This is a genomic window from Nocardia amamiensis (assembly GCF_015477605.1).
In the GTDB taxonomy this organism is placed as follows: domain Bacteria; phylum Actinomycetota; class Actinomycetes; order Mycobacteriales; family Mycobacteriaceae; genus Nocardia; species Nocardia amamiensis_A.
In genome coordinates, this window is the sequence record NZ_JADLQX010000002.1 from 287,068 (window position 1) to 308,681 (window position 21,614).

General features: G+C 69.2%; 24 protein-coding genes and 1 tRNA gene. 16 read left to right on the forward strand and 9 right to left on the reverse strand.

The features are described from left to right. Positions 1–37: 37 nt before the first annotated feature. Both IU459_RS03835 and IU459_RS03840 read right to left on the reverse strand, forming a co-directional pair. Positions 38–430 (reverse strand): hypothetical protein, encoded by a 393-nt coding sequence (locus IU459_RS03835; protein WP_195128027.1) that lies wholly within the window; start codon positions 428–430, stop codon positions 38–40. Positions 431–455: 25 nt separating this feature from the next. Beyond that, positions 456–845, reverse strand: a complete 390-nt coding sequence (locus IU459_RS03840) for a VOC family protein (protein WP_195128186.1) — start codon at positions 843–845, stop codon at positions 456–458. 224 nt (positions 846–1,069) lie between these two features. Between IU459_RS03840 and IU459_RS03845 the strand changes: the two genes are divergently transcribed. Then, complete coding sequence (locus tag IU459_RS03845) at positions 1,070–2,182, forward strand: alcohol dehydrogenase catalytic domain-containing protein (RefSeq protein WP_195128028.1); 1,113 nt, start codon at positions 1,070–1,072, stop codon at positions 2,180–2,182. Between the two features lie 22 nt (positions 2,183–2,204). On the opposite strand, the gene IU459_RS03850 is transcribed toward IU459_RS03845, so the two are convergent. Beyond that, positions 2,205–2,639: a MarR family winged helix-turn-helix transcriptional regulator gene (locus IU459_RS03850; RefSeq protein WP_195128029.1), complete on the reverse strand. Its 435-nt coding sequence runs from the start codon at positions 2,637–2,639 to the stop codon at positions 2,205–2,207. A 76-nt stretch (positions 2,640–2,715) separates the two neighbouring features. Here IU459_RS03850 and IU459_RS03855 point away from each other — a divergent pair, with 76 nt between their 5' ends. From IU459_RS03855 to IU459_RS03890, 8 genes are all read left to right on the forward strand, one after another. Beyond that, positions 2,716–3,153 (forward strand): MarR family winged helix-turn-helix transcriptional regulator, encoded by a 438-nt coding sequence (locus tag IU459_RS03855; RefSeq protein ID WP_195128030.1) that lies wholly within the window; start codon positions 2,716–2,718, stop codon positions 3,151–3,153. A 238-nt stretch (positions 3,154–3,391) separates the two neighbouring features. Next, the gene (gene dapB, locus IU459_RS03860; protein ID WP_195128031.1) at positions 3,392–4,138 is read left to right on the forward strand and encodes a 4-hydroxy-tetrahydrodipicolinate reductase; all 747 of its coding nucleotides are present in this window, start codon (positions 3,392–3,394) and stop codon (positions 4,136–4,138) included. Between the two features lie 130 nt (positions 4,139–4,268). Then, on the forward strand, positions 4,269–4,769 hold the full coding sequence (locus IU459_RS03865) for a hypothetical protein (RefSeq protein WP_195128032.1): 501 nt from the start codon (positions 4,269–4,271) through the stop codon (positions 4,767–4,769). Positions 4,770–4,797: 28 nt separating this feature from the next. Next, entirely contained in the window at positions 4,798–5,250 is a 453-nt protein-coding gene (locus IU459_RS03870) for a flavodoxin family protein (RefSeq protein WP_195128033.1), read from the forward strand. Between the two features lie 105 nt (positions 5,251–5,355). Next, entirely contained in the window at positions 5,356–6,042 is a 687-nt protein-coding gene (locus IU459_RS03875; protein ID WP_040780472.1) for a response regulator transcription factor, read from the forward strand. Then, complete coding sequence (locus IU459_RS03880) at positions 6,006–7,331, forward strand: ATP-binding protein (protein WP_228837289.1); 1,326 nt, start codon at positions 6,006–6,008, stop codon at positions 7,329–7,331. Before IU459_RS03875 ends, IU459_RS03880 begins: the two co-directional genes overlap by 37 nt. After that, positions 7,324–8,343, forward strand: coding sequence for a hypothetical protein (locus IU459_RS03885; RefSeq protein WP_195128034.1), 1,020 nt, complete (start codon positions 7,324–7,326; stop codon positions 8,341–8,343). The genes IU459_RS03880 and IU459_RS03885 overlap by 8 nt, the downstream gene beginning before the upstream one ends. A 129-nt stretch (positions 8,344–8,472) precedes the next feature. Beyond that, the gene (locus IU459_RS03890) at positions 8,473–9,672 is read left to right on the forward strand and encodes a winged helix-turn-helix domain-containing protein (protein ID WP_195128035.1); all 1,200 of its coding nucleotides are present in this window, start codon (positions 8,473–8,475) and stop codon (positions 9,670–9,672) included. Between the two features lie 18 nt (positions 9,673–9,690). Here IU459_RS03890 and IU459_RS03895 read toward each other — a convergent pair whose 3' ends face one another. After that, positions 9,691–10,134: a hypothetical protein gene (locus IU459_RS03895; RefSeq protein ID WP_195128036.1), complete on the reverse strand. Its 444-nt coding sequence runs from the start codon at positions 10,132–10,134 to the stop codon at positions 9,691–9,693. Between the two features lie 147 nt (positions 10,135–10,281). Between IU459_RS03895 and dapA the strand changes: the two genes are divergently transcribed. Both dapA and IU459_RS03905 read left to right on the forward strand, forming a co-directional pair. Further along, positions 10,282–11,190 (forward strand): 4-hydroxy-tetrahydrodipicolinate synthase, encoded by a 909-nt coding sequence (gene dapA, locus IU459_RS03900; protein ID WP_195128037.1) that lies wholly within the window; start codon positions 10,282–10,284, stop codon positions 11,188–11,190. A gap of 65 nt (positions 11,191–11,255) precedes the next feature. Beyond that, on the forward strand, positions 11,256–13,181 hold the full coding sequence (locus IU459_RS03905) for a ribonuclease J (RefSeq protein WP_228837362.1): 1,926 nt from the start codon (positions 11,256–11,258) through the stop codon (positions 13,179–13,181). Positions 13,182–13,245: 64 nt separating this feature from the next. On the opposite strand, the gene IU459_RS03910 is transcribed toward IU459_RS03905, so the two are convergent. Next, positions 13,246–13,803, reverse strand: a complete 558-nt coding sequence (locus IU459_RS03910) for a hypothetical protein (RefSeq protein ID WP_195128038.1) — start codon at positions 13,801–13,803, stop codon at positions 13,246–13,248. Between the two features lie 29 nt (positions 13,804–13,832). Next, complete coding sequence (locus IU459_RS03915; RefSeq protein ID WP_324198726.1) at positions 13,833–14,213, reverse strand: DUF4189 domain-containing protein; 381 nt, start codon at positions 14,211–14,213, stop codon at positions 13,833–13,835. Between the two features lie 234 nt (positions 14,214–14,447). Between IU459_RS03915 and IU459_RS03920 the strand changes: the two genes are divergently transcribed. Further along, a complete protein-coding gene (locus tag IU459_RS03920) occupies positions 14,448–15,071 on the forward strand; it encodes a TIGR03085 family metal-binding protein (RefSeq protein WP_195128040.1) in 624 nt (207 codons plus the stop codon). A 66-nt stretch (positions 15,072–15,137) separates the two neighbouring features. Beyond that, the gene (locus tag IU459_RS03925) at positions 15,138–17,723 is read left to right on the forward strand and encodes a DNA translocase FtsK (RefSeq protein WP_195128041.1); all 2,586 of its coding nucleotides are present in this window, start codon (positions 15,138–15,140) and stop codon (positions 17,721–17,723) included. Positions 17,724–17,731: 8 nt separating this feature from the next. Here the strand turns inward: IU459_RS03925 and IU459_RS03930 are convergent. After that, a tRNA-Leu gene (locus tag IU459_RS03930) sits at positions 17,732–17,808 on the reverse strand. Between the two features lie 477 nt (positions 17,809–18,285). Between IU459_RS03930 and IU459_RS03935 the strand changes: the two genes are divergently transcribed. Beyond that, positions 18,286–19,266 carry a TerC family protein gene (locus tag IU459_RS03935; RefSeq protein ID WP_195128042.1) on the forward strand — a complete coding sequence of 327 codons (981 nt, stop codon included), beginning with the start codon at positions 18,286–18,288 and terminating at the stop codon, positions 19,264–19,266. A gap of 4 nt (positions 19,267–19,270) precedes the next feature. On the opposite strand, the gene IU459_RS03940 is transcribed toward IU459_RS03935, so the two are convergent. After that, complete coding sequence (locus IU459_RS03940) at positions 19,271–19,552, reverse strand: YciI family protein (protein WP_195128043.1); 282 nt, start codon at positions 19,550–19,552, stop codon at positions 19,271–19,273. Between the two features lie 26 nt (positions 19,553–19,578). Continuing rightward, positions 19,579–20,145, reverse strand: a complete 567-nt coding sequence (locus IU459_RS03945; RefSeq protein WP_040780457.1) for an amino-acid N-acetyltransferase — start codon at positions 20,143–20,145, stop codon at positions 19,579–19,581. A gap of 268 nt (positions 20,146–20,413) precedes the next feature. On the opposite strand from IU459_RS03945, the gene pgsA reads away from it, so the two are divergent. Then, positions 20,414–21,073 (forward strand): CDP-diacylglycerol--glycerol-3-phosphate 3-phosphatidyltransferase, encoded by a 660-nt coding sequence (pgsA, locus tag IU459_RS03950; RefSeq protein WP_195128044.1) that lies wholly within the window; start codon positions 20,414–20,416, stop codon positions 21,071–21,073. Beyond that, positions 21,070–21,591: a CinA family protein gene (locus tag IU459_RS03955; protein WP_195128045.1), complete on the forward strand. Its 522-nt coding sequence runs from the start codon at positions 21,070–21,072 to the stop codon at positions 21,589–21,591. Before pgsA ends, IU459_RS03955 begins: the two co-directional genes overlap by 4 nt. Positions 21,592–21,614: the final 23 nt, after the last annotated feature.

Genomic DNA, 21,614 nt, shown 5'->3' on the forward strand with positions numbered 1-21,614 from the left:
TTCCCACTGCCGGGAGCATGACCGGGTGAGCAGGCAGTCAGTCCACTGGCGCTTCGGTTTCCTGCACGGTCAACCAGCGCACTGCGCCTGGGTCATCGATCGTCAGCACGGCGGTGACCCGCCGCCGGGTCACGCTTCCGGGCGCCCGGTGCGTCTCCAGGAAACGAACCACCGCCACGCTCTGCGACCGCATGAGTTCCTCGACTTCGGACACCTCGATGGCCATCCCCGGCACGGAGTTCCCAGCTCGGCGCACAACGGCGATCAGCTCGCTGCGGCTCAGCACGTCGCCGCCGGTCGTCACCATGGAAAACCGCTCGTGCTGCGCCGCCGCGAACCGCTCGAACACCTCGACCGGCGCCTGCGAGCCCAGCCACGTCGCGAGGTCGGCATGCAACCGCTCGACCACGCCGACAAGATCGATACCCATGCGCGGCATCGTACGTCCAGTGAAATCAAAAGCCGCCGTACGGGACGGTGATCAACTCCAGGTAATGACCACTGGGATCGAGGAAGTACACGCCGCGCCCGCCGTCGTTGTGATTGATCTCGCCAGGACGCTGCCGGCGCGGATCGGCCCAATGATCGAGTCGATAGCGCTGGATCTTGGCGTAGGCCGCGTCGAATTCGGCCTCGGAGATCAGGAACGCGTAATGCTGGGGCTGGATTTCGCCGAGATCGGCCGGCACGTTCGCGAAGTCGAAGGTGACGCCGTCCGCGAGGGACACCGGAATGAACGGTCCCCACGGTGCTCCGACTTCCAAGCCCAGGATATCCGCCCAGAATTCGGCGGACTCGCGGTTGTCGTGACAACCGACAATGGTGTGGTTGAACTGAACGGACAGTGGAATTGCTCCTCTGAGTCGTGACGATCCCGACCCCGGGCTCGGTACAAGGCGGCCAACGGGAGCACCGTCACGGTCGGCGAAGATAGCACCGAATCGCGGAACCCGCCAGCGCCGGGGAATCGAAGTCCCGTGGTGCTGCCGCCGCAGCGGCCAGACCCCGCTTTTCGAGCGCAGCAGGCGCTGCATGAACGAGCACAGCGCAGCGAACTAAACTCGGCGGAATGAGGATTCGTGGCGCGGTACTGGAACGGATCGCGGCGCCCGCACCGTTCGCCGAGTCGACGCCGATCACGGTATGCGACCTGGACCTGCGCGAACCGGGCCCCGGCGAACTGCTGGTCCGGATCGAAGCGGCGGGGCTGTGCCATTCCGACCTCTCCGTCGTGGACGGCAACCGGGTGCGGCCGGTGCCGATGCTGCTCGGTCACGAGGCCGCGGGACGCGTCGAGTCGGTCGGCCCCGGCGACAGTGATATCGCGGCCGGGCAGCGCGTCGTGATGACCTTCCTGCCCCGCTGCGGCGAATGCGCGGGCTGCGCGACCGATGGCCGCACGCCCTGCGTGCCCGGCAGCATCGCCAACAACGCGGGTGAACTGCTCGGCGGGGGACGGCGGTTGCTGCGCGACGGCGCCGAAGTGCACCATCACCTGGGCGTGTCGGCCTTCGCCACGCACGCGGTGGTGGACCGCAGGTCGGTGGTCCCGGTCGATGACGACGTCCCCCCGGAGGTCGCGGCCGTGCTCGGCTGCGCGGTGCTGACCGGCGGTGGCGCACTACTGAATTCGGCGAAGCCGCGTATCGGCGACCGGATCATGGTCGTCGGTCTCGGCGGTGTCGGCATGGCGGCGGTCCTGGTCGCGGTGTCGCTGGCCGCGGAAGGGCACGAGGTCATCGCGGTCGACACCGTGCCCGACAAGCTCACTCTCGCGCGGGAATTGGGGGCGCACGTGGTGTACACCCCGGCCGAAGTCGCCGAGCTCGGTGTGCAGGCCGAAGTCGTTGTCGAGGCCGCCGGCAATATCCGCGCCTTCGAGACCGCGGTCGCCGCGACCGCGCCGGGCGGCACCACGGTCACCGTCGGACTCCCCGCCCCCGACGCCCGTGCGAGCATTTCGCCGCTGGCGCTGGTCGCGCAGGGACGTTCGATCGTGGGCAGTTATCTCGGTTCCGCGGTGCCTTCCCGTGACATCCCCGAGTACGTCCGCATGTGGCGGTCGGGACGTCTGCCGGTGGAGCGGCTGGTGTCCGCGCGTGTTGGCCTCGGCGACATCAACCGCGCCATGGACGAACTCGCCGCGGGCCACGCCCTGCGTCAGGTGATCGTCTTCGACTGACGCGTGCGACCCGGTGTGCCGTTCACTCGGTGGCCCGGTCCATCGCGTCGACGAATCGTTCCAGCAGCCGTGCGAAGTCGGCGCGCTCGCTGGGGGTCCAGTCCGCCATGGCGGCGGCCATGGCGGCCCGACGCCGGGCCTTGGCGGTGGCGACGGCGTCGCGTCCGGCGGGGGTCAGGCGCAGTACCGCGCGCCGTCCGTCGCGCTGATCGGCGACCCGTTCCAGCAGTCCGGACGAGACTGCCTGGGCGACCAAGCGACTCGCACGCGGTTGGTCGACACCGAGAGCGGGAGCGAGTGCGCCGACCGTGTCGGCGGCACCGTCGGCGACGGCGTCGAGCACGCGGAACACGGCGACGGGAATCGCGCCGTCGCTGAGCGCTCCACGCGTCTGCCTGCGCCGGATCCGGACCATGGCCGCCTCCACGGCAATGGTGCTCGCGTCATCCTCGTCCATTTGCCCAGCCTGCCACGTCCGGCCAATATATGTAATACTACATGTAATTGTTAATTGACATGCATAAGGAGCCGTGATGGCTATCCAGCGCGGAATCGGATACTGGCTCGTGGAACTCGACCGGTTGATCAACCAGCGTTTCGACGAGGATCTCGCCGCGGGCGGGCTCGGCCGCAGACGTTGGCAGGTACTGCACTCACTGGAGGAGGGGCCGCAGCACGCCGGCGACGTCCGCGACGCGCTCGACACCTTCTGGTCCGACGACGCCGAATGGCCCGCCGAACTGGCCGACCTCATCGAAAACGGGCTGGTTTCCGAGAATGGAGGTGTGCTGTCGCTGACCGAGGCAGGACGAGCGACACACGACGAGGCGTGGGTCCGGATCGGCCGGCGCAGGCGGCAGATGGCCGACGGCATCACCGGCGAGCAGTTCGCCGAAACCGTGCGGATGCTGCAACGAATGGCGGCGAACCTGGCGGACGCGCCGACAGCGCAGGTCGGCAGTCCGGCGTAGGGTGCGGCTGCCTCGCTCCGCTCGGTCCGGCGCGATCTATGGATGGACTTAGTCCGGCAGCTCCCTTCTGCGGCTGCCTGTGCCTTCGCTCAGCCCGGCGCGGTCTGTGCACGGAGCGTCCGACATCGTTCGTTCGGCGGCTGTCTCGGGTTCGTCCGGCCCGGTGCGGGGCTGCGAGCGGATTGCGTCGACGGCGCACACTAGGCTGACACCGACCGAAGCGGAACGAGGAGGTGCGGTGACCATTCGGGTCGGAGTGCTCGGGGCGCGTGGAAAAGTCGGACAGGCGATCTGCGCGGCGGTGACGGCGGCGGATGACCTGGAATTGGTCGCGGAAGTCGACAAGGGCGACTCGCTCGACCTGTTCACCGCGGCCCGGACGCAGGTGGTCGTCGACTTCACCCACCCCGATGTGGTGATGGGGAACCTGAAGTTCCTCGTGGAGCACGGTATTCACGTCGTGGTCGGCACCACCGGGTTCGACGAGGCCCGCTTGGCCGAGGTGCGCGGCTGGCTGGCCGGCCGTGCGGACGTCGGCGTGCTGATCGCACCGAACTTCGCCATCGGCGCGGTGCTGTCCATGCGTTTCGCCGAGCAGGCCGCCCGGTTCTTCGACTCGGTCGAAGTCATCGAGCTGCACCACCCGAACAAGGCGGACGCGCCGTCCGGCACCGCCTACCGCACGGCGGGACTGATCGCCGCGGCCAGGGACAAGGCAGGGCTGGGCGGCAGCCCCGACGCGACGACGACCGAGCTAGCGGGCGCGCGCGGCGCCGACGTGGACGGGGTGCGGGTGCACTCGGTGCGTCTGGCAGGTCTCGTCGCCCATCAGGAGGTGCTGTTCGGCACCCAGGGGGAGACCCTCACCATCCGGCACGATTCGATCGATCGCTCGTCCTTCGCGCCCGGTGTGCTGCTCGGTGTGCGTGAAATCGCCAACCGCCCGGGCCTGACCGTCGGACTCGATCCGTTCCTGGACCTGTGAGCGAGCACCGGCGAGTGAATCATGGACGCGGCCGAGCATTCGCTCGTGCCGGAGCCGAGCGCGGGCGAGTGGACCGAGGAGACCGGGCGCGGTTGCGCAGGATGGCGCCGAGCCCGATCGAGGAGCGGTCGTGAGCAGCGCGGAACCGGTCGAGCCGAAGGGCGGCGCGGAGGTCGTCAAGGTCGTCGCGTTGATCGCGGCGCTCGTGCTGGTGCTCGGTTTCTACTTCCTGCTGCTGGGCCGGATCGCGTTCAGTCTGATCGGTTCCGGTGACGTGGCGGCGATCGTCATCGGTGTCGGTGTGCTGATCCTGCCGCTGCTGGGCGTCTGGATCGTCGCGGCCACCGTGCGCGCGGCGCTGGCGCATCAGCACCTGGCGCGGCGTATCCACGACGAGGGTCTGGAACTGGACACCGAAGAGCTGCCGCGCCTTCCGTCCGGGCGCATCGAGCGTGCGGCCGCCGACGAACTGTTCGCGAAGGTCAAGGCCGAATGGGAAGCCGATCCGGACAACTGGCGGGTCTCCTACCGTCTGGCGCGGGCCTACGACTACGCGGGTGACCGGACCAGAGCTCGCGAGACCATGCGCCGCGCGGTCGCGCTGGAACGGCACGAGCGCGACAACACCTGACCATCCCGGCGGCCGATACCATCGCAGGGTGGCCCGGTTGCTGATCATCCATCACACGCCGTCCCCGCACATGCAGGCGATGTTCGAGGCTGTCGTCTCCGGGGCCACCGACCCCGAGATCGAAGGCGTGGAGGTCGTACGCCGCGCCGCGCTGGCCGTCACCGCGTCCGACGTGCTGGCCGCCGACGGGTACCTGCTCGGCAGCCCGGCGAACCTGGGATACATGAGCGGTGCGCTCAAGCACGCCTTCGACACGTTCTACTACCCGTGCCTCGATTCCACCCGGGGTCGCCCGTACGGCCTATACCTGCACGGGAACGAAGGCACCGAGGGCGCCGAGCGCGGCGTGGTCGGCGTGACCACCGGACTGGGCTGGGAGCAGGCCGCCGCCGTTGTCGTGGTGTCCGGTCCACCCGACAAGGAAGACCTGCAGCGGTGCTGGGAACTCGGCGCGACGTTGGCCGCGGGACTCATGGTCTGAGTCGTCCCCCGATTTCTGGTGTCTGACCATTCCGCACCATCGACCGGCATACTGTCATGGCTGTTGTTCCGGTGGGGTTGTGAGTAGCTCGGATGGGAGAGTCAGGTGACGTGGGCCGAAGGGGGCGAGAACGCGCCGCGCCGGATCGGATTGGTCGAAGACCACGAATCGGTCGCGATCGGTCTCGCCGCGATGCTTGCGCCGGAAACCGACCTCGATCTGGTGCTGACCGCGGGCACCGTGCCGGAGCTGCTCGCCGCCGCCGACGGCGCCGCACCACTGGATCTGGTGGTGCTGGATCTGCGGTTGGCCGACGGGTCCTCGCCCGAGGACAACGTGCGCGCGCTGCGTGCGCGCGGCATCGAGGTCTTGGTCTTCACCGGCGCGGACAATGCCTTCCTGGTGCGCTCGGCCGCGCGGGCCGGTGTGCTCGGCGTCGTGCGTAAATCCGAGGACGTGCCAACGGTCGTCGCGGCGGTGCGCCGCGCGGCCTCCGGCGAACAGGTGGTCACCACCGATTGGGCGGCCGCCATCGATGGCGACCCGCAACTGTCCGACGTGGGGCTGAGCCCGCGTCAAGAAGAAGTGCTCACGTTGTACGCGTCCGGGGAGAAGGCCTCCCGGGTCGCGCGATTGACCGGTCTGTCCGAGCAGACGGTCAACGATTATCTCGGCCGGATCCGTCAGAAGTACGCCGACGCCGGTCGTCCGGCGCCGACCAAGACCGACCTGTACAAGCGGGCGGTGGAGGACGGATGGCTTCCGGTTCCCGAGCGGCATCCGCGCGGATGACCGCGTCCAGCATGCTGGACACCCCGTCGCACTCCCGCTCGCTCCCGCCCGACCGGCTCCGTCCGAGCCGTTGGTGCCGCGGTGTCGTCGCGCTGTCCCGAGAGAAGACCTCCGAGGGCGCTGCCGATCGCATCCTGCGCAGGCTGGGGCTCGCCATCGGCATCGCCGGGGTGATCGCCGCCGTTGTCGAGCTACCGGAGATCGCCGACCAGCGCCGGTTCGTGTCCGTCGGCTGGACGGCCGTCGAGGTGCTACTTGCCTTCGGGTGGTTTCCGGTGCTCGCGGTGGTCTCGATCGCACTGGGTCCGCGCGCGATCCAGCTGGTCGCCGGTGCGGCGGCGGTGAGTTTTCTCGCCGCTATGGCGGTGGTGCCGTTCGCGTACGCCGGGCCGGACGCCGAAGGTGCGGCCTCGGTGTGGTTGTACCGGGTCCTGGCGCTGGGCGTGCTCGCGGCGGTGCTCGCGTGGCGTCCGCCGTTCGCCGTGACCTACTTGATTGTCGGCGCCGCGTTCAGTGCGCTGGCGAATCTGACCGTGCTGCGCGAGACCACCGCGCTGGCGCTGCTCGGCGATTTCGCCAGGGCCGCCGGGCTCAGCGCGTTGTTCCTGTGGTGTGTGATCTACGCCAGGGCCGCGGCCGACCGGGTGGATCGGGAATCGGCGATCGAGAGCAGCCGGGCGGCGGCGGTCGCGGGCGCGGCGGCCAGAGAGCGGGAACGCGCGCGCTTCGCCGCGCTGATCCACGATGCGGTGCTGTCCACCCTGCTGGACGCCTCGCGGGCCGGGACCGAATCGCCGGTGCTGCGCCGCCAGGCCGAGCGAACTCTGGAACAACTCGACGAATGCCGGGTCGGGGAGACCGAACCCGACCGGCTTGACGCGCAGTCCGCGATCGGATTCCTGCGCTCGGCCGTGCACGAGGTGAACCCGGGCATCCGGTTCACGGCGCGGCGCTGGTCCGGATTCGACGATCTACACCTGCCGGTCGCCGCCGCCAGCACGATCGCCGCCGCACTCGCCGAGGCCGCGCGCAACAGTCTGCGCCACGCCACCGTCGCGGGGCGCGAAGTGCGGCGAACCGTCACCGTGACGATCAGCGCGGGCGGCATCCGGGTGGTGTTCCGCGACGACGGCGCGGGTTTCGATCTGAGCGAGGTGCCCGTCGATCGGCTCGGTATCTCGGTGAGCATCCTGGGCCGCATGCGACAGCTGGCGGGCGGCGCCGGGTTCGTGGAATCCCAGCCCGGCGAGGGAACGACCGTCACGCTGGTGTGGGGCGGCAATGGCTGAGCAGGACAGCGAATTCGGGCTGCGGGATCTGCTCGGCCTGCGCGACCGGGCGGCTTGGCTGTTCCTGGTCATCCTGCAGGCGACCATCGTGTTGTACATGGTCCGGAACTTCTCCGAAACGCCGCTGGTCGCCGCCGTCGCGGCGCTGGTCGTGCTGGCGCTGGCCGGTGTCGTGGTCGTGGCGTTGCCGGTCGATCCGCTGCCCTGGCCCGCGACCGTGTTCGTCGCCGCCGCCGGACCGGTGGCCACGATCCTGACCTCGTTCGACGTCGAACGAGGCTGGTCGAAGCAGGTGTGGACGGCGTTCGCCGCGTCGTATGTGCTCGCCGTTCTGGTGTTGCGCGGACGGCTGGCCGCGGCCTGGCTCGGCGTGATGGGCATCGGCGCGGTGATCGCGGTGGTGGGTATGGTGGCCGGGCTGCGGGCCGGTGTGGTCGTCGGTTCGATAGTGCCGGTCGCCACGGTCGCCGGGGTGTCGCTGTTCGCGGCGATCATGCGCCCCACACAGCGCTCGCTGCGCCTGTTGCGGGAGGAGGCGACCATGCGGGCCGCCGCCGAGGCCGCCATGGCCGCGGAGAACGGGGAACGCAACCGGCAGATCGCCCGTCTCGACGCCGTGGCGCGACCGATCCTGGAACGCATCGCCGACGGTGACGAACTCACCGCCTCCGAGCGGGAACAGTGCCGGCTTCTGGAAGCCGAGCTGCGCGATGGCCTTCGGGCCCCACACCTGGTCACCGACCAGCTCAGCAGTGCGGCGCGCGGGGCCCGCTCGCGTGGCGTCGAAGTGGTCCTGCTCGATGACGGCGGGTTCGCGGGCGTCCCGGCCCAGGTCCGGCAGCAGGTGATCGACGCGGCCACCCGCGAGCTGGACGCCGCGAACGAGGGCTCGGTCACGGTCCGCATCCTCCCGACCGGCCGCCGCATCCTGGCCACCGTCCTGGCGACCGCGTCGGACCGAGACCGCCGCACCGAGATCGACGCGACCGGCGCGGTCACCGTGTCGACCTGAAGCCGAGGCTGTCCGGCACTCCTGCGGCTTCGGACCGAGCGGAATGGTGCCTACGGTGAGTGTGGCTGTGCGCAGCGCCGCAGGCGCTGCAAATCGAACACTGTCGGTGGCCCATGGCATGGTTCGTCCATGCGGAAGATGGGTGCGGCGGCGGCGCGTCGAACGGCGTTGGCGGCGCAGGGTTTCGGGGGGCGTAAGCCCGGGCGGGCGACACGTCGATCGGTGCTCGGGGTACTGGACAGAACGCAGTTGCTCCAGCTGGATTCGGTGTCGGCGGTGGTGCGGGCGCATTACGCGCCGGTGTTCAGCCGAATCGGTCCTTACGATCGCGCTCTGCTCGATCAGGCCGCGTGGAGCAACGGGGTGCGGCGCCCCCGCGCGCTGGCCGAGTACTGGGCGCACGAGGCCGCGCTGATCCCGGTGCAGGACTGGCCGCTGCTGCGCTGGCGGATGCGGCGGTACGAGCACGGGCGCTGGTCCGGCATGCGCAAGGTGGTGGAGCGCAATCCCACCCTGGGCAAGGACATCCTGGACGTGATCACCGAGGTGGGGGCTGCCACCGCCGGTGAGGTGGAGCGCCATCTGGAACTGGACAAGCCGCGGCCCAAGGGTTCCTGGTGGAATCTCAGCGACACCAAGCTGATCTGCGAGCAGCTTTTCGCGGCGGGTGCGCTGTCGGTGGCCACCAGGGTCGGGTTCACCAGGCATTACGACCTCGCGGAGCGGGTGATCCCGCCGGATGTGCTGGCGCGCGACGTTTCCGAGCAAGATGCGGTCCGCGAGCTGGTGCTGCGGGCGGCCACCGCGCACGGTGTCGGCACCGAGGCCGACCTGCGCGACTATTACCGCTTGCAGCGCACCCAGACCGAGCCGGCCATCGCCGATCTGGTGGACGCGGGCGAGTTGATCCCGGTGGAGGTGGCGGGCTGGGGCAAACCGGCTTATCTGCGGGCCGGTGCGCCCACGCCGCGCCGCATCGAGGGCGCCGCGCTGCTGTGCCCGTTCGATCCGCTGATCTTCTTCCGCGCCCGCACCGAGCGGATTTTCGACTTCCATTACCGCATCGAGATCTACACGCCGGAACACAAACGGGTGCACGGCTATTACGTCTTTCCGTTCCTGCTCGACGGCGAACTCGTCGGCCGCGTCGACCTGCGCGCGGAACGCGCCGCCGGCCGGCTGTCGGTACCGGCCGCGTTCGCCGAGCCCGGCCACGACACCCCAGCCACCGCGCACGCGCTCACCGGCGCGCTGCGTGAACTGGCCGATTGGCTCGAACTCGACGACGTGGTGATCGGAGACCGGGGCAATCTCGCCGCGCTGCTGTAGCGCGAGCGGTGGCCGGACTCAGTCGTCGCGCTTCGGCCCGTGGCCGCGCATCTGGTCGCGCAGCGCGCCGTGCACGGCACTCGACAACCAGGAGTTCAGCGACTGACCGCTCTGTGCCGCAGCCTCTTCCGCGCGTGCCTTCATCTGCTCGACGAGCCGGAGTGTGACCCTGCTGATGTCTCCGGTCATCTCCTCGAACGTCGGCGGTTCGCCGGCCGTCGTGCTCTTGCGCACATCCACGGAGGCGTCCGTGCCGTCGACCGACACGTGCACGGTGCGGTCGCCGAGCGCCGCGCTGACCTCCGCGGCGAGCTCGGACAGCGCGGCGAGCAGCACCAACCGGGCCGAGCCCTCGGTTGCCGCGGCCAGCGCCGCCGCCGTGGCCTGCGTCTTCTCGTCGCCGAGCGCCGCGGCGGAGATCAGGTTCTCCCGCAGCTGCCCGGTGTACTTGTTCAAATCCATGACATCAGTCTGACGTCAAGAATGACGTCGGGCAAGGACGGAGATGACGCCATCAGGGGCCAGCCGCGGGCGATCGCCCCGTTGTTGCGGCCCGATCGCCGACGAGGGTGTCGAGGGTCTGTCCCAGACCGGGTAGCCTTTTTGACCATGACGAACGGTGAATCGACGCCAACGGAGCTGCGCGCGTCCGGCACGGTAGGTGTCGCGATGGTGACCCCCTTCAGCGCCGACGGCAAGCTCGACGTCGATGCCGGGGTCGCGCTCGCGGCCCGCCTTGTCGACCGCGGCGTCGACCTGCTCGCGATCTCCGGAACCACCGGCGAGTCGCCGACCACGACCGAGTCGGAGAAGGCCGATCTGCTGCGCGCCGTCGTCGACGCGGTCGGCGAGCGCGCCACCGTGATCGCGGGTGCGGGCACCTACGACACCGCGCACTCGATCGAACTCGCGCGCTGCGCACAGCGCGCGGGTGCGCACGGTTTGCTCGTGGTGACGCCGTACTACTCCCGGCCCACCCAGGCGGGGCTGCTCGCGCACTTCACCGCCGTCGCCGACGCTACCGACCTGCCGGTCACCCTGTACGACATCCCGGGCCGGTCGGTGGTGCCGATCGCCAGTGACACCATCCGCAAGCTCGCCGAGCACCCGCGCATCGTCGCGGTCAAGGACGCCAAAGGCGATCTCAACATGGGCGCCGAGCTCATCGCGAGCACCGGCCTGACCTTCTACTCCGGCGACGACGCGCTCAACCTTCCGTGGCTGTCGGTCGGCGCGGCGGGATTCATCAGTGTCATCGGGCATCTCGTGCCCGAACGGCTGCGTGCGATGCTGGAGGCGTATACCGCCGGTGAGGTGGTGCGCGCCCGCGAGATCAACACCACGCTGCTGCCGCTGCACGCCGCGATGGCGAGGCTGGGCGGCGTCGCGATGAGCAAGGGCGGGCTGCGCTTGCTCGGGGTCCAGGTGGGCGAGCCGCGGCTGCCGCAGCTGATGCCCAGCACCGAGGAACTGGAAGCGTTGGCAGCCGATCTGCGGACGGTCGGGGTGCTCTCGTGAGTGACTCCCTAGCTCCTCGCCGCCGCCGCAGCGCATCCCGCCCCGCGGGGGCGCCCGCCCCGTCCATGCCGGTCGAGCCAACGCCCGTACCGCCGAAGGAGGCCGAACCGAGCGAGGCGGCGCCCGTCGAAGTGGCGGTGGAGGCCGAACGGGTCGTGCCCGCCGAGGGGACCAAGCCCGCGCGGGCCCGACCGGAGCCCCGGGCGCAGGAGGCGCCTTCCCGGCGTCGTGGACGTGCTCCGTCCGGGGGCCGAGGGACGTCCGGCGCACGGCGGGTCGAGGCGCCCGCACCTCAGCCGGTTCCGCTCGCCACGCACGACCGGCTCGGTGCCCCGCCCGCCCTGCCGCGGAACGGGCTGCGCGTGTTCGCGCTCGGCGGCATCGGCGAAATCGGCCGCAACATGACCGTTTTCGAGTACGGCGGCAAGCTGCTGATCGTCGACTGCGGCGTGCTGTTCCCGGAGGACCAGCAGCCCGGCGTCGACTTGATCCTGCCCGACTTCCGTCCCATCGAGCACCGGATGGACGACGTGGTCGCCGTCGTTCTCACCCACGGCCACGAGGACCACATCGGCGCGGTGCCCTTCCTGCTGCGGCTGCGGCCGGATATCCCGGTTGTCGGCTCGAAGTTCACCCTCGCGCTGGTCGCCGCGAAATGCCGGGAGCATCGTCAGCATCCGAAGCTGGTCGAGGTCACCGAGGGACAGCACACTACGCACGGCCCGTTCGGCTGCGAGTACTTCGCGGTCAATCACTCCATTCCGGATGCGATCGCCGTCGCCATCCGCACGCCCGCGGGCGTCGCCCTGCACACCGGAGACATCAAGCTCGACCAGTTGCCGCTGGATGGACGGCTCACCGACCTGGCCGGATTCTCCCGGCTCGGCGACGAGGGCGTCGATCTGTTCCTGGTGGACTCCACGAATGCGGAGGTCCCCGGATTCGTCACGCCGGAACGCGAGATCGGCGGGGTACTGGACACGGTGATCGGCAAGGCGCGCAGCCGGGTGATCGTCGCGTCGTTCGCCAGCCACGTGCATCGCATCCAGCAGGTCGTCGACGTGGCCCAGAAGTACGGGCGCCGCGTGTGTTTCATCGGGCGCTCGATGGTCCGCAACATGCAGATCGCGCAGGATCTGGGCTATCTGACGGTGCCGGACGGCGTGGTCGTCGACCTCGACGTCGCCGCGACCCTGCCGGGTCACCGCCTGGTGCTGATCTCGACCGGGTCGCAGGGCGAGCCGTTGTCGGCGCTGTCGCGGATGGCGCGCGGCGAGCACCGGCAGATCAACATTCGCGCCGACGACCTGGTGGTGCTGGCCTCCTCGCTCATCCCCGGCAACGAGAACTCCGTGTTCGCCGTGGTGAACGGCCTGGCCCGGCTGGGTGCCACGGTGATCACCCAGCAGAACGCCAAGGTGCACGTCTCCGGGCACGCGTCCGCGGGTGAGCTGCTGTACCTGTACAACGCGGTGCGGCCGACCAACGCGATGCCGGTTCACGGCGAGTGGCGCCACCTGCGGGCGAACGCCGCCTTGGCGGTGGCGACCGGCGTGCCCGAGGACCGGGTGGTGCTTGCCGAGGACGGCGTGGTGGTCGATCTGGTCGACGGCATCGCCTCGATCGTCGGCCGAGTGGCGGTCGGGCACGTGTACGTGGACGGGCTGTCGGTGGGCGATGTCGGCGAGTCCACGCTGTCGGACCGGCTGGTGCTCGGTGAGGGCGGTTTCATCGCGATCACCGTCGCCATCGATGAGACCACCGGCAAGGCGGTCAGCACACCCGAACTCAGCGGGCGTGGCTTCTCCGACGATCCGACCGCACTGGTGGACGCGGCGGAACTGGTGGAGGCCGAGTTGCTGCGGCTGGCAGGCGAGGGCGTCACCGACACCCATCGGATCGCGCAGGGCGTGCGACGGGTGGTCGGGCGCTGGGTGGCCGACACCTATCGGCGTCGTCCGATGATCGTGCCGACGGTTATCGGAGTCTGATTCCCGAACGCGAAAAAGGGCCGGATAGCTCAGCTATCCGGCCCTTTAGCTCAGTCGTGCGCGGTCACTCCTGGCAGGCCGCGGACTCGATCTTCGCGCTCTTGACGATGTTGCAGGCGAAGGTGTGGTCGACCTTCCACTGGCCGCCCTCGGAGACGAACTGGATGAACGCGTCGTCCACCGGGGTGCCGTCGATGGTGACCTTGGCGTCGGCCTTGAGCTTGCCGTCCTTCGGGTCGCCCACATTGGTGACCTCGACGACGACCTTCTGCTTCTTCGCGGCGTCGACGAGGTTGGCGACCAGGTAGGGATCCTGCTCGGCGGCCTGGATCCAGCTGATCTTCTCCGCGTTGGGCACGTTCGGATCGAACGCCTTCTGCAGCCGTTCGTTCAGCTGCGCGACCGTGGGCTTGGCCAGTGCGGGCGAGGACGGAGTGGTCGGCGCGGAGCCGGCCTCCTTGTCGCCCTTGTCCATGCCACCCTCCAATTCACCCGCCGCATGGCTCGGGTTGGCGCTGGTGCTCGGGGACGAGGAGTCGTCGCCGGAAGCGCAGGCGGTCAGGGAGCAGGCCACTGCGGTGAGGACGACAGCCACGGCGGTCCGGAAAGTGCGGTGTTTCACGATGTTTCCTTCGACTCGAATACCGGGCATCAGCCGTGGTTGGACGTGCAGTTCCAGTGCACGATGTAGGCGTCGGAATCGTTGTGCAGCAGAGCTTGGCCCTGCGCGCTGCGCCGGGACGACGCGTACCCCCAGCTCCAGGTGCCGCTGCCGCTGGAGTACGCCACGGCGCCGCAGCCGTTGCGGAACCAGACCACCGACTGGCAGTCCGCGGCGCCGCAGGAGCTCACGGCGCGCCGCTGCGCGGAAGCCGAATCCGGGTAGTCGTAGGAGTACCCGATCAACCCGGTGGAGGTGGACAGCGCGATGGCGCCGTAGTTGTTGGTGTAGGCGTGCGCCGCGGGCGCGCTGACGGCCAGCGCGGTACCCGCCGCCGCCAACGCGGCCACACCGGTAGCAAACTTCTTCACGGAGGATTTGCCCCTTCTTGTCATTAGGCCCACGACCCGATGGACCGAGAGACAAGGTACAGAGCGGACTCTCGTTGCGCTAGCCGGAGATTTCCCGGCATGGGGAGCAACAGACTCTGTGGTATGAAACCGCGCATCTAATGGTGCCTGATCTTCGAATGGCCGCCGGAGTCGTGTTGCTCGATGTTTCCTGCCGCGCGATGGCCGTAGCGGGGTGCTGAGTATGGTCGACGTGTGACGATGGCGCAGCGGGAACGTCGAGGACTCGTCGAGGCCATGCGGGCCGCCGGGCCGGATGCGCCGACGCTGTGTGGTGGGTGGACCGTGCGAGACCTCGCCGCGCACTTGGTGGTTCGCGAACGGCGGCCGGACGCCGCCCCGGGCATCCTGCTGAAGCCGCTGGCCGGACATCTCGCCCGGGTGCAGGCGAAAGCGGCGAACCAGCCGTTCCCCGCGCTGCTGGACCAGGTGCGCGCGGGCCCGCCGTGGTGGTCGCCGCTGCGCCCGGTGGACGCGCTGGCCAATCTGCCGGAGATGTTCGTCCACCACGAAGACGTGCGTCGCGCCGAACCCGGTTGGCAGCCGCGCGAACTCACCGCCGCCGACCAGGACAAGTTGTGGTCGCTGGTACGCCGAATGGCGGCGAGGTCGTATCGCAAGGCGCCGGTCACGGTCGAGCTGGCGACGCCGGACGGCAAACGCACGAGGGTGCGGTCGGAGTCCGGCATCGTGGTCACGCTGACCGGCCTGCCCTCGGAACTATTACTGCACGCCTTCGGCCGGAACGAAGTCCGCCTGGAGACGGCCGGACCTCCCGACGCCGTCCGCGCGGTACTCGGCCTGGACCGCTCGGTGTGACGACTCGAACGGCCGGAAGACCCGGGAGAGGCGCAGCAGTGGGGGATTTGCGGCTAGCCTGGGGCCATGGCAGGTAAGTCCCGCAGCACCACGACGACTCGGGCGCGGGCGGGATCGGCGCGGGGGCGCACCACGACGGCACGGTCTCGCGCGGCCACGCCCCGCTCAACGGCGCCCCGCACGCCCGCCGCGCCCCGCGGGCGGACCGCGCGCACCCGGCGCCCGGTGCGCCGCACCTCGAACACGGCGCCGCTCGCGGTGATCGGTCGCGGCATCAGCAGCGGCTGGACGATGCTGGCCCGCGGCCTCGGCGCGACCACGCGCACGTTGAGCCGGGCCGGTGAGATCGAACACGGCCATCGGCGCGACGGGGTAGCGCTGGCTCTGATCGCGGTGAGCGCGGTGATCGCGGCGGCGGTGTGGTTGTCGGCGGGCGGGCCGGTCGGCCACTGGGTCGAGGACGTCATTCGCGCGATCTCCGGATCGGCGTCGGCCGCACTGCCGTTCGTCGCCTCCGGGATCGCGGTAGTGCTGATGCGTACCGAACCGCGCCCGGAGATCCGTCCGCGGCTGGTGCTCGGCGGCCTGCTCCTCGGCCTGCCCCTGCTGGGTTTGTGGCACATCGCGGCGGGCGCCCCCACCGATGCGCACGGACGTTCCCGCGCAGCGGGTTTCGTCGGCTTCGTGGTGGGCGGGCCGCTGACCAGCGGGCTGACCGCCTGGCTCGCGATACCGATCCTGTTGCTGGCCATCGCCTTCGGCCTGCTGCTGGTGACGGGTACGACCGTGCGCGAGGTGCCCGCCAAGCTGCGCGAGTACTTCGGCACTGAACGCGGAGGCGACGAATACGGCGACTACCGGGACTACGATTCGGCCGACTACGACGCCGACGGCTTCCCGGTGCACCGCTCGGGCCCCAAACGGCGCGGTCGCACGCCCGCGGAGAACTACCCGCCCGACGAGTTCGGCGACCCCGACGCGGTCACCGAGGCCCTCGGCGAACCGCCGCTGCGTGACGCCAAGCCGATCGCGGTCGAGGAACCGGCGGCGAAGCCGAAACCGAAGAAGCAGCGTCCGGCCGCGGCGGTCGAGGATCAGACCCCGCCGCCGCCGAAGCAGCTGGAGTTCGTCACCGACCGCGAAGTCGAGGGCGATTACCTGCTGCCGCCGCTGTCGCTGCTGACCGACGGCGATCCGCCCAAAAAGCGCAGCGCCGCCAACGAATCGATGATCGAGGCGATCACCGAGGTGCTGGTGCAGTTCAAGATCGATGCCGCGGTCACCGGTTTCGTGCGCGGTCCGACGGTCACCCGCTACGAGGTCGAACTCGGGCCGGGCGTGAAGGTCGAGAAGATCACCGCGCTGACCCGCAACATCGCTTACGCCGTCGCGACGGAGAACGTCCGGCTGCTCGCGCCGATCCCGGGGAAGTCCGCCGTCGGCATCGAGGTGCCCAACGCCGACCGCGAGCTGGTCCGGCTGGCCGACGTGCTCAAGGCACCGGCTACCCGCACCGACCACCATCCGCTGGTGATCGGTCTCGGGAAGAACATCGAGGGCGAGTTCGTCTCGGCCAATCTGGCCAAGATGCCGCATCTGCTGGTCGCCGGCTCCACCGGTTCGGGTAAGTCGAGCTTCGTGAACTCGATGCTGGTGTCGCTGCTGCAGCGGGCGACGCCGGACGAGGTGCGGATGATCCTGATCGATCCGAAGATGGTGGAACTCACGCCCTACGAGGGCATTCCGCACCTGATCACGCCCATCATCACGCAGCCGAAGAAGGCCGCCGCCGCGCTGGCCTGGCTGGTCGAGGAGATGGAGCAGCGGTATCACGACATGCAGGCGAACAAGGTGCGCCACATCGACGACTTCAACAAGAAGGTCAAGTCGGGTGCGATCACCGCGCCGCTGGGCAGCGAACGGGTGTACCGGCCCTACCCGTACATCCTCGCCATCGTCGACGAGCTGGCCGACCTGATGATGACCGCACCGCGCGATGTGGAGGACGCGATCGTCCGGATCACCCAGAAGGCCCGTGCGGCGGGCATTCACCTCGTGCTGGCGACGCAGCGTCCGTCGGTGGACGTGGTGACCGGTCTGATCAAGACCAATGTGCCCTCCCGGCTGGCGTTCGCGACATCGTCGCTGACCGACTCCCGGGTCATTCTCGATCAGCCCGGCGCCGAGAAGTTGATCGGCATGGGTGACGGGCTGTTCCTGCCGATGGGCGCGGGCAAGCCGACTCGCCTGCAGGGTGCGTTCATCAGCGACGAGGAGATCCACGCCGTCGTCGACTTCACCAAGAACCAGGCGGAGCCCGAATATCAAGAGGGCGTGACCGCGGCCAAGCCGGGCGAGAAGAAGGATGTCGACCCCGATATCGGCGACGACCTCGACGTCTTCCTGCAGGCGGTGGAACTCGTGGTCACCTCGCAATTCGGGTCCACCTCCATGCTGCAGCGCAAGCTGCGCGTCGGCTTCGCCAAGGCGGGGCGGCTGATGGACCTCATGGAGACCCGGGGCGTCGTCGGCCCGAGCGAAGGTTCGAAAGCGCGGGACGTGCTCGTCAAACCCGATGAGCTGGAAGGGCTGCTCTGGTCGATCCGCGGCGGTGGCGGGGAGAGCGGCGATCCCGACGAGCCACAGGAGTGATCCTGAGATGGTTCCCTCGGCGAGATTCGAACTCGCATCTCCCGGAATCTAGGTCCGGCGCCTCTACCTATTGGGCTACGAGGGATCGGCAGACCGTGCGGAAGCACGAAAAAGAGGCCACACCCTGGCGATTCGCCGCGGGATGGCCCCTTTCGTACGGTCTTGCGAAAGACACGTTCAGGGGCCGCTCCGCACGCTCATCCGCCAATCGAGGGCGGACGATGCGGATAGCGCAGCCTGGGCGCGCGACTGCCGGGCACCGCTGAGCGACAGCCGTCGCAGCACCGTCCGGGTCATCGCTTCGCCTCTCCTGTGATCTTCGTTGCTATTGAAACTAACATCCGATTCCGGTGTTGGGAACCGCTTTCCGCCGTCCTGGTGCGGTTCAGCTCGCGCACGCCCGATGGGTGCGTTCCGTGGTGCGGTAGGACGTCCGGCAACTGGCGATGACGGTCGAGGTCGCGCATGTGGAATCATGGTCGGCAACTACCCCGCAACCTAGTTAAACGGACAAACCGGGCATTATGGACGACATGACCTTCGCTTCCGATCGGCACACCGCATGCAGGTAACCGCACTCGAATGGGTGATCACCATCGCGGTGATCCTCGGATTGTTCGTCTTCGACTTCTACGCGCACGTCCGCACTCCGCACGAGCCGACGTTCCGGGAATCCGGGTTCTGGTCCGCGGTCTACATCGGGCTCGCGCTGGCGTTCGGCGGCGTGGTCGCCTGGCAATGGGGCTCGACGTACGCGGGGGAGTACTACGCGGGCTTCGTCACCGAGAAGGCGCTCTCGGTGGACAACTTGTTCGTCTTCTTGATCATCATGTCCACCTTCGCGGTGCCGCGGATCTACCAGCAGAAGGCGCTGCTGATCGGCATCGTGATCGCCTTGGTGATGCGCGGTGTGTTCATCGGCATCGGCGCGGCCGCGATCAGCGCGTTCAGCTGGGTGTTCTACCTGTTCGGTTTGTTCCTCGTCTACACGGCGGTGAACCTGATGCGGGAGAGCGGCCATGAGGTCGAAGTCGAGGAGAAGCGCGACAGCCGCATCATCGCGCTGGCCAAGCGGATCCTGCCGACCACCGACGAGTACGACGGCGACAAGCTGGTGACCAGGATCGACGGACGCCGCGCCGGCACCCCGCTGCTGCTGGCCTTGCTCGCCATCGGCTTCGCCGACCTGCTGTTCGCGCTGGACTCCATCCCGGCGATCTACGGCCTGACCGAGCAGCCCTACCTTGTCTTCACCGCCAACGCCTTCGCGCTGATGGGCTTGCGGCAGCTGTACTTCCTGATCGGCGGACTGCTCGACCGGCTGGTCTACCTGTCCTACGGCTTGGCGGCCATCCTCGCGTTCATCGGCGTGAAGCTGGTGTTGCACGCCCTGCACGAGAACACGTTGCCGTTCATCAACGGCGGCGAGCACGTCGCGGTCCCGGAGATCTCCACGCCGGTCTCCCTTGGCGTCATCATCACCATCCTGGTCGTCGCCACGGTCGCGAGCCTGCTCCGGACCCGCGCCCGGGTCGGGCGCTAGCGGCTCACGTGAAGGCGCCGAACACCGGCGCCCACTCGACCGCGCGGACGTCGTCGATCAGGGCCTCTCGGGCGAACGGATCCTGCGTGAGCAGGTTCTTCAACGCACCCGCGTCCTCCGACCGGAAGATCAGCAGCGCGCCGGACCCGTCCGGATACGGCCCGCTGCTGAGCAGGGTGCCCGACTCGAGCAGACCGGCCAGCCACGCGCGATGCTCGGGACGGTGGGTGTCGCGACCGGCGGCGGTGGCTTCGGAGTAGACGTAGTGGACGGCGAAGATCGGCACGGGTATCGCTTCCTGTGGGGACGGGCTCAAAGCGTGAGCAGCATTCGAGTATTGCCGAGGGTGTTCGGCTTCACATAGCTGAGATCGAGGAACTCCGCGACGCCGGTGTCGTACGAACGGCACATCTCCGCGTACACCTCGGCGGTGACCGGCGTGCCGTCGATCTCGACGAAACCGTGCCTGCCGAAGAACTCCACCTCGAAGGTCAGCACGAACAGCCGCTGCAGCTCGAGTTCGCGGGCCACGGCGATCAGCCGCTGCACGATGAGCTTGCCCACACCGGCGCCTTTGACGTCGGGATGCACCGCGACGGTGCGGACCTCGCCGAGATCGGCCCACAGCACGTGCAACGCGCCGCAGCCGACGACCCGGCCGTCCAGTTCCGCGACCCAGAACTCCTGCACCGCCTCGTAGAGCGTGACCAGGTTCTTCTCCAGCAGAATGCGGCCGGCGTACACGTCGACCAGGCGCTTGATCTCGGGCACGTCGGAGGTTCGGGCGCGTCGCACGACCGGGACGGAAGTCTGCGCGGCGGAGGCCGCGCCCGGGTGCGCGTCGCTTGTCGAACCACCTAGTGGTCCCCGAGAGGTCATGGGGTGCACAGTAGTCGGCCCGGTTACCGATAGTCTGAACGTGTGCCGCAGATCCAGTCGTTCCGCTCACCGCATCGCGCCGGGCAGCGCGACGGGATCACGGGGCGGGCATGACGCGGCAGGCCGCGGATGAGGCGGCGGTAATTCACACGCTCGTGCCGGAGCCCAGCGCCGGCGAGGCGCAGGCAATGAGGGAGCGTAGCGAGCGAATCAAGGGTGCGGCTGTGCGCACGCTCGTGCCGGAGCCGAGCGCCGGCGAGGCGCGGGCATGAGCGTGCAACCAGAGGAGACGGATCGTCCCTGGGCCGCGCCCGGCCCCGTCCGGCCCGGGTTCGCGACCGCCCCGGCCGAGACCGAGGCGCCGCTGCTGAATATCGCGAATGTGCTCACCATGCTGCGCATCGCGATCGTGCCGCTGTTCGTCGTGGCGCTGTTCGTCGGCGGCGGTCATCAGACGAGCTGGCGGATCGCCGCTGCCGCGCTGTTCGGCCTCGCCGCGATCACCGATCGGTTCGACGGGCAACTGGCGCGCAAATACGGTTTGGTCACGGATTTCGGGAAGCTCGCCGATCCCATCGCCGACAAGGCGCTGATCGGGTCCGCGGTGATCGGCCTGTCCCTGCTCGGCGACCTGGCCTGGTGGATCACGATCGTCATCTGCGGTCGCGAGATCGGTGTGACACTCCTGCGGCTGGTGGTGGTGCGGCGCGGGGTGATTCCCGCCGGACGCGGCGGCAAACTGAAGACCTTGCTGCAGTCGCTGGCGATCGCCCTGCTGCTGCTGCCGTTGTCGGGTTGGTTCGCCGAGCTCGGAATGGTGCTGATGTACGCGGCCGTCGCGCTGACCGTGATCACGGGGCTGGACTACGTCGGCCAGGCGGCCAGGGTCTGGTTCGCCGGGGCTCCGGGCCGGACCCGCGGCGCATGACCGATCCGCTCGTCGCCCAGGTGCCCGCGGCCGACCTCGTGCGGGCGTTGGTGACAGTGCGGCAAACCGTCGCGACCGCCGAATCGCTGACCGCCGGTCTGCTGGCCGCCACCATCGCCGGAGTTCCCGGCGCCAGCGCCGTACTGCGCGGCGGGTTGGTGGTGTACTCCACCGATCTCAAACACAGTCTCGCGGGCGTCGACGCGGACGTACTCGCGACGGAAGGCCCGGTGGCGGCCAGCACCGCCGAGCAACTGGCCGTCGGCGCGCGCAGCAGATGTGCGGCGGACTGGGGTGTGGGGCTGACCGGCGTCGCCGGGCCCGATTCGCAGGACGGTCACCCGGTCGGCACTGTCTTCCTCGGCATCGCGGGTCCGGTCCATTCCGAAGTGGTGCGGTTGAAACTCCCCGGCGACCGGTGGACGATCAGAATCGGCGCAACACGCACGGCGGTATCCGAGTTGCTGCGCTGCGTGCGGGAGACGGGTTCGGCCGGCCGCGCCGGGCGCAGCCATTGACGTTCGGCGGGAACCAACCGGCC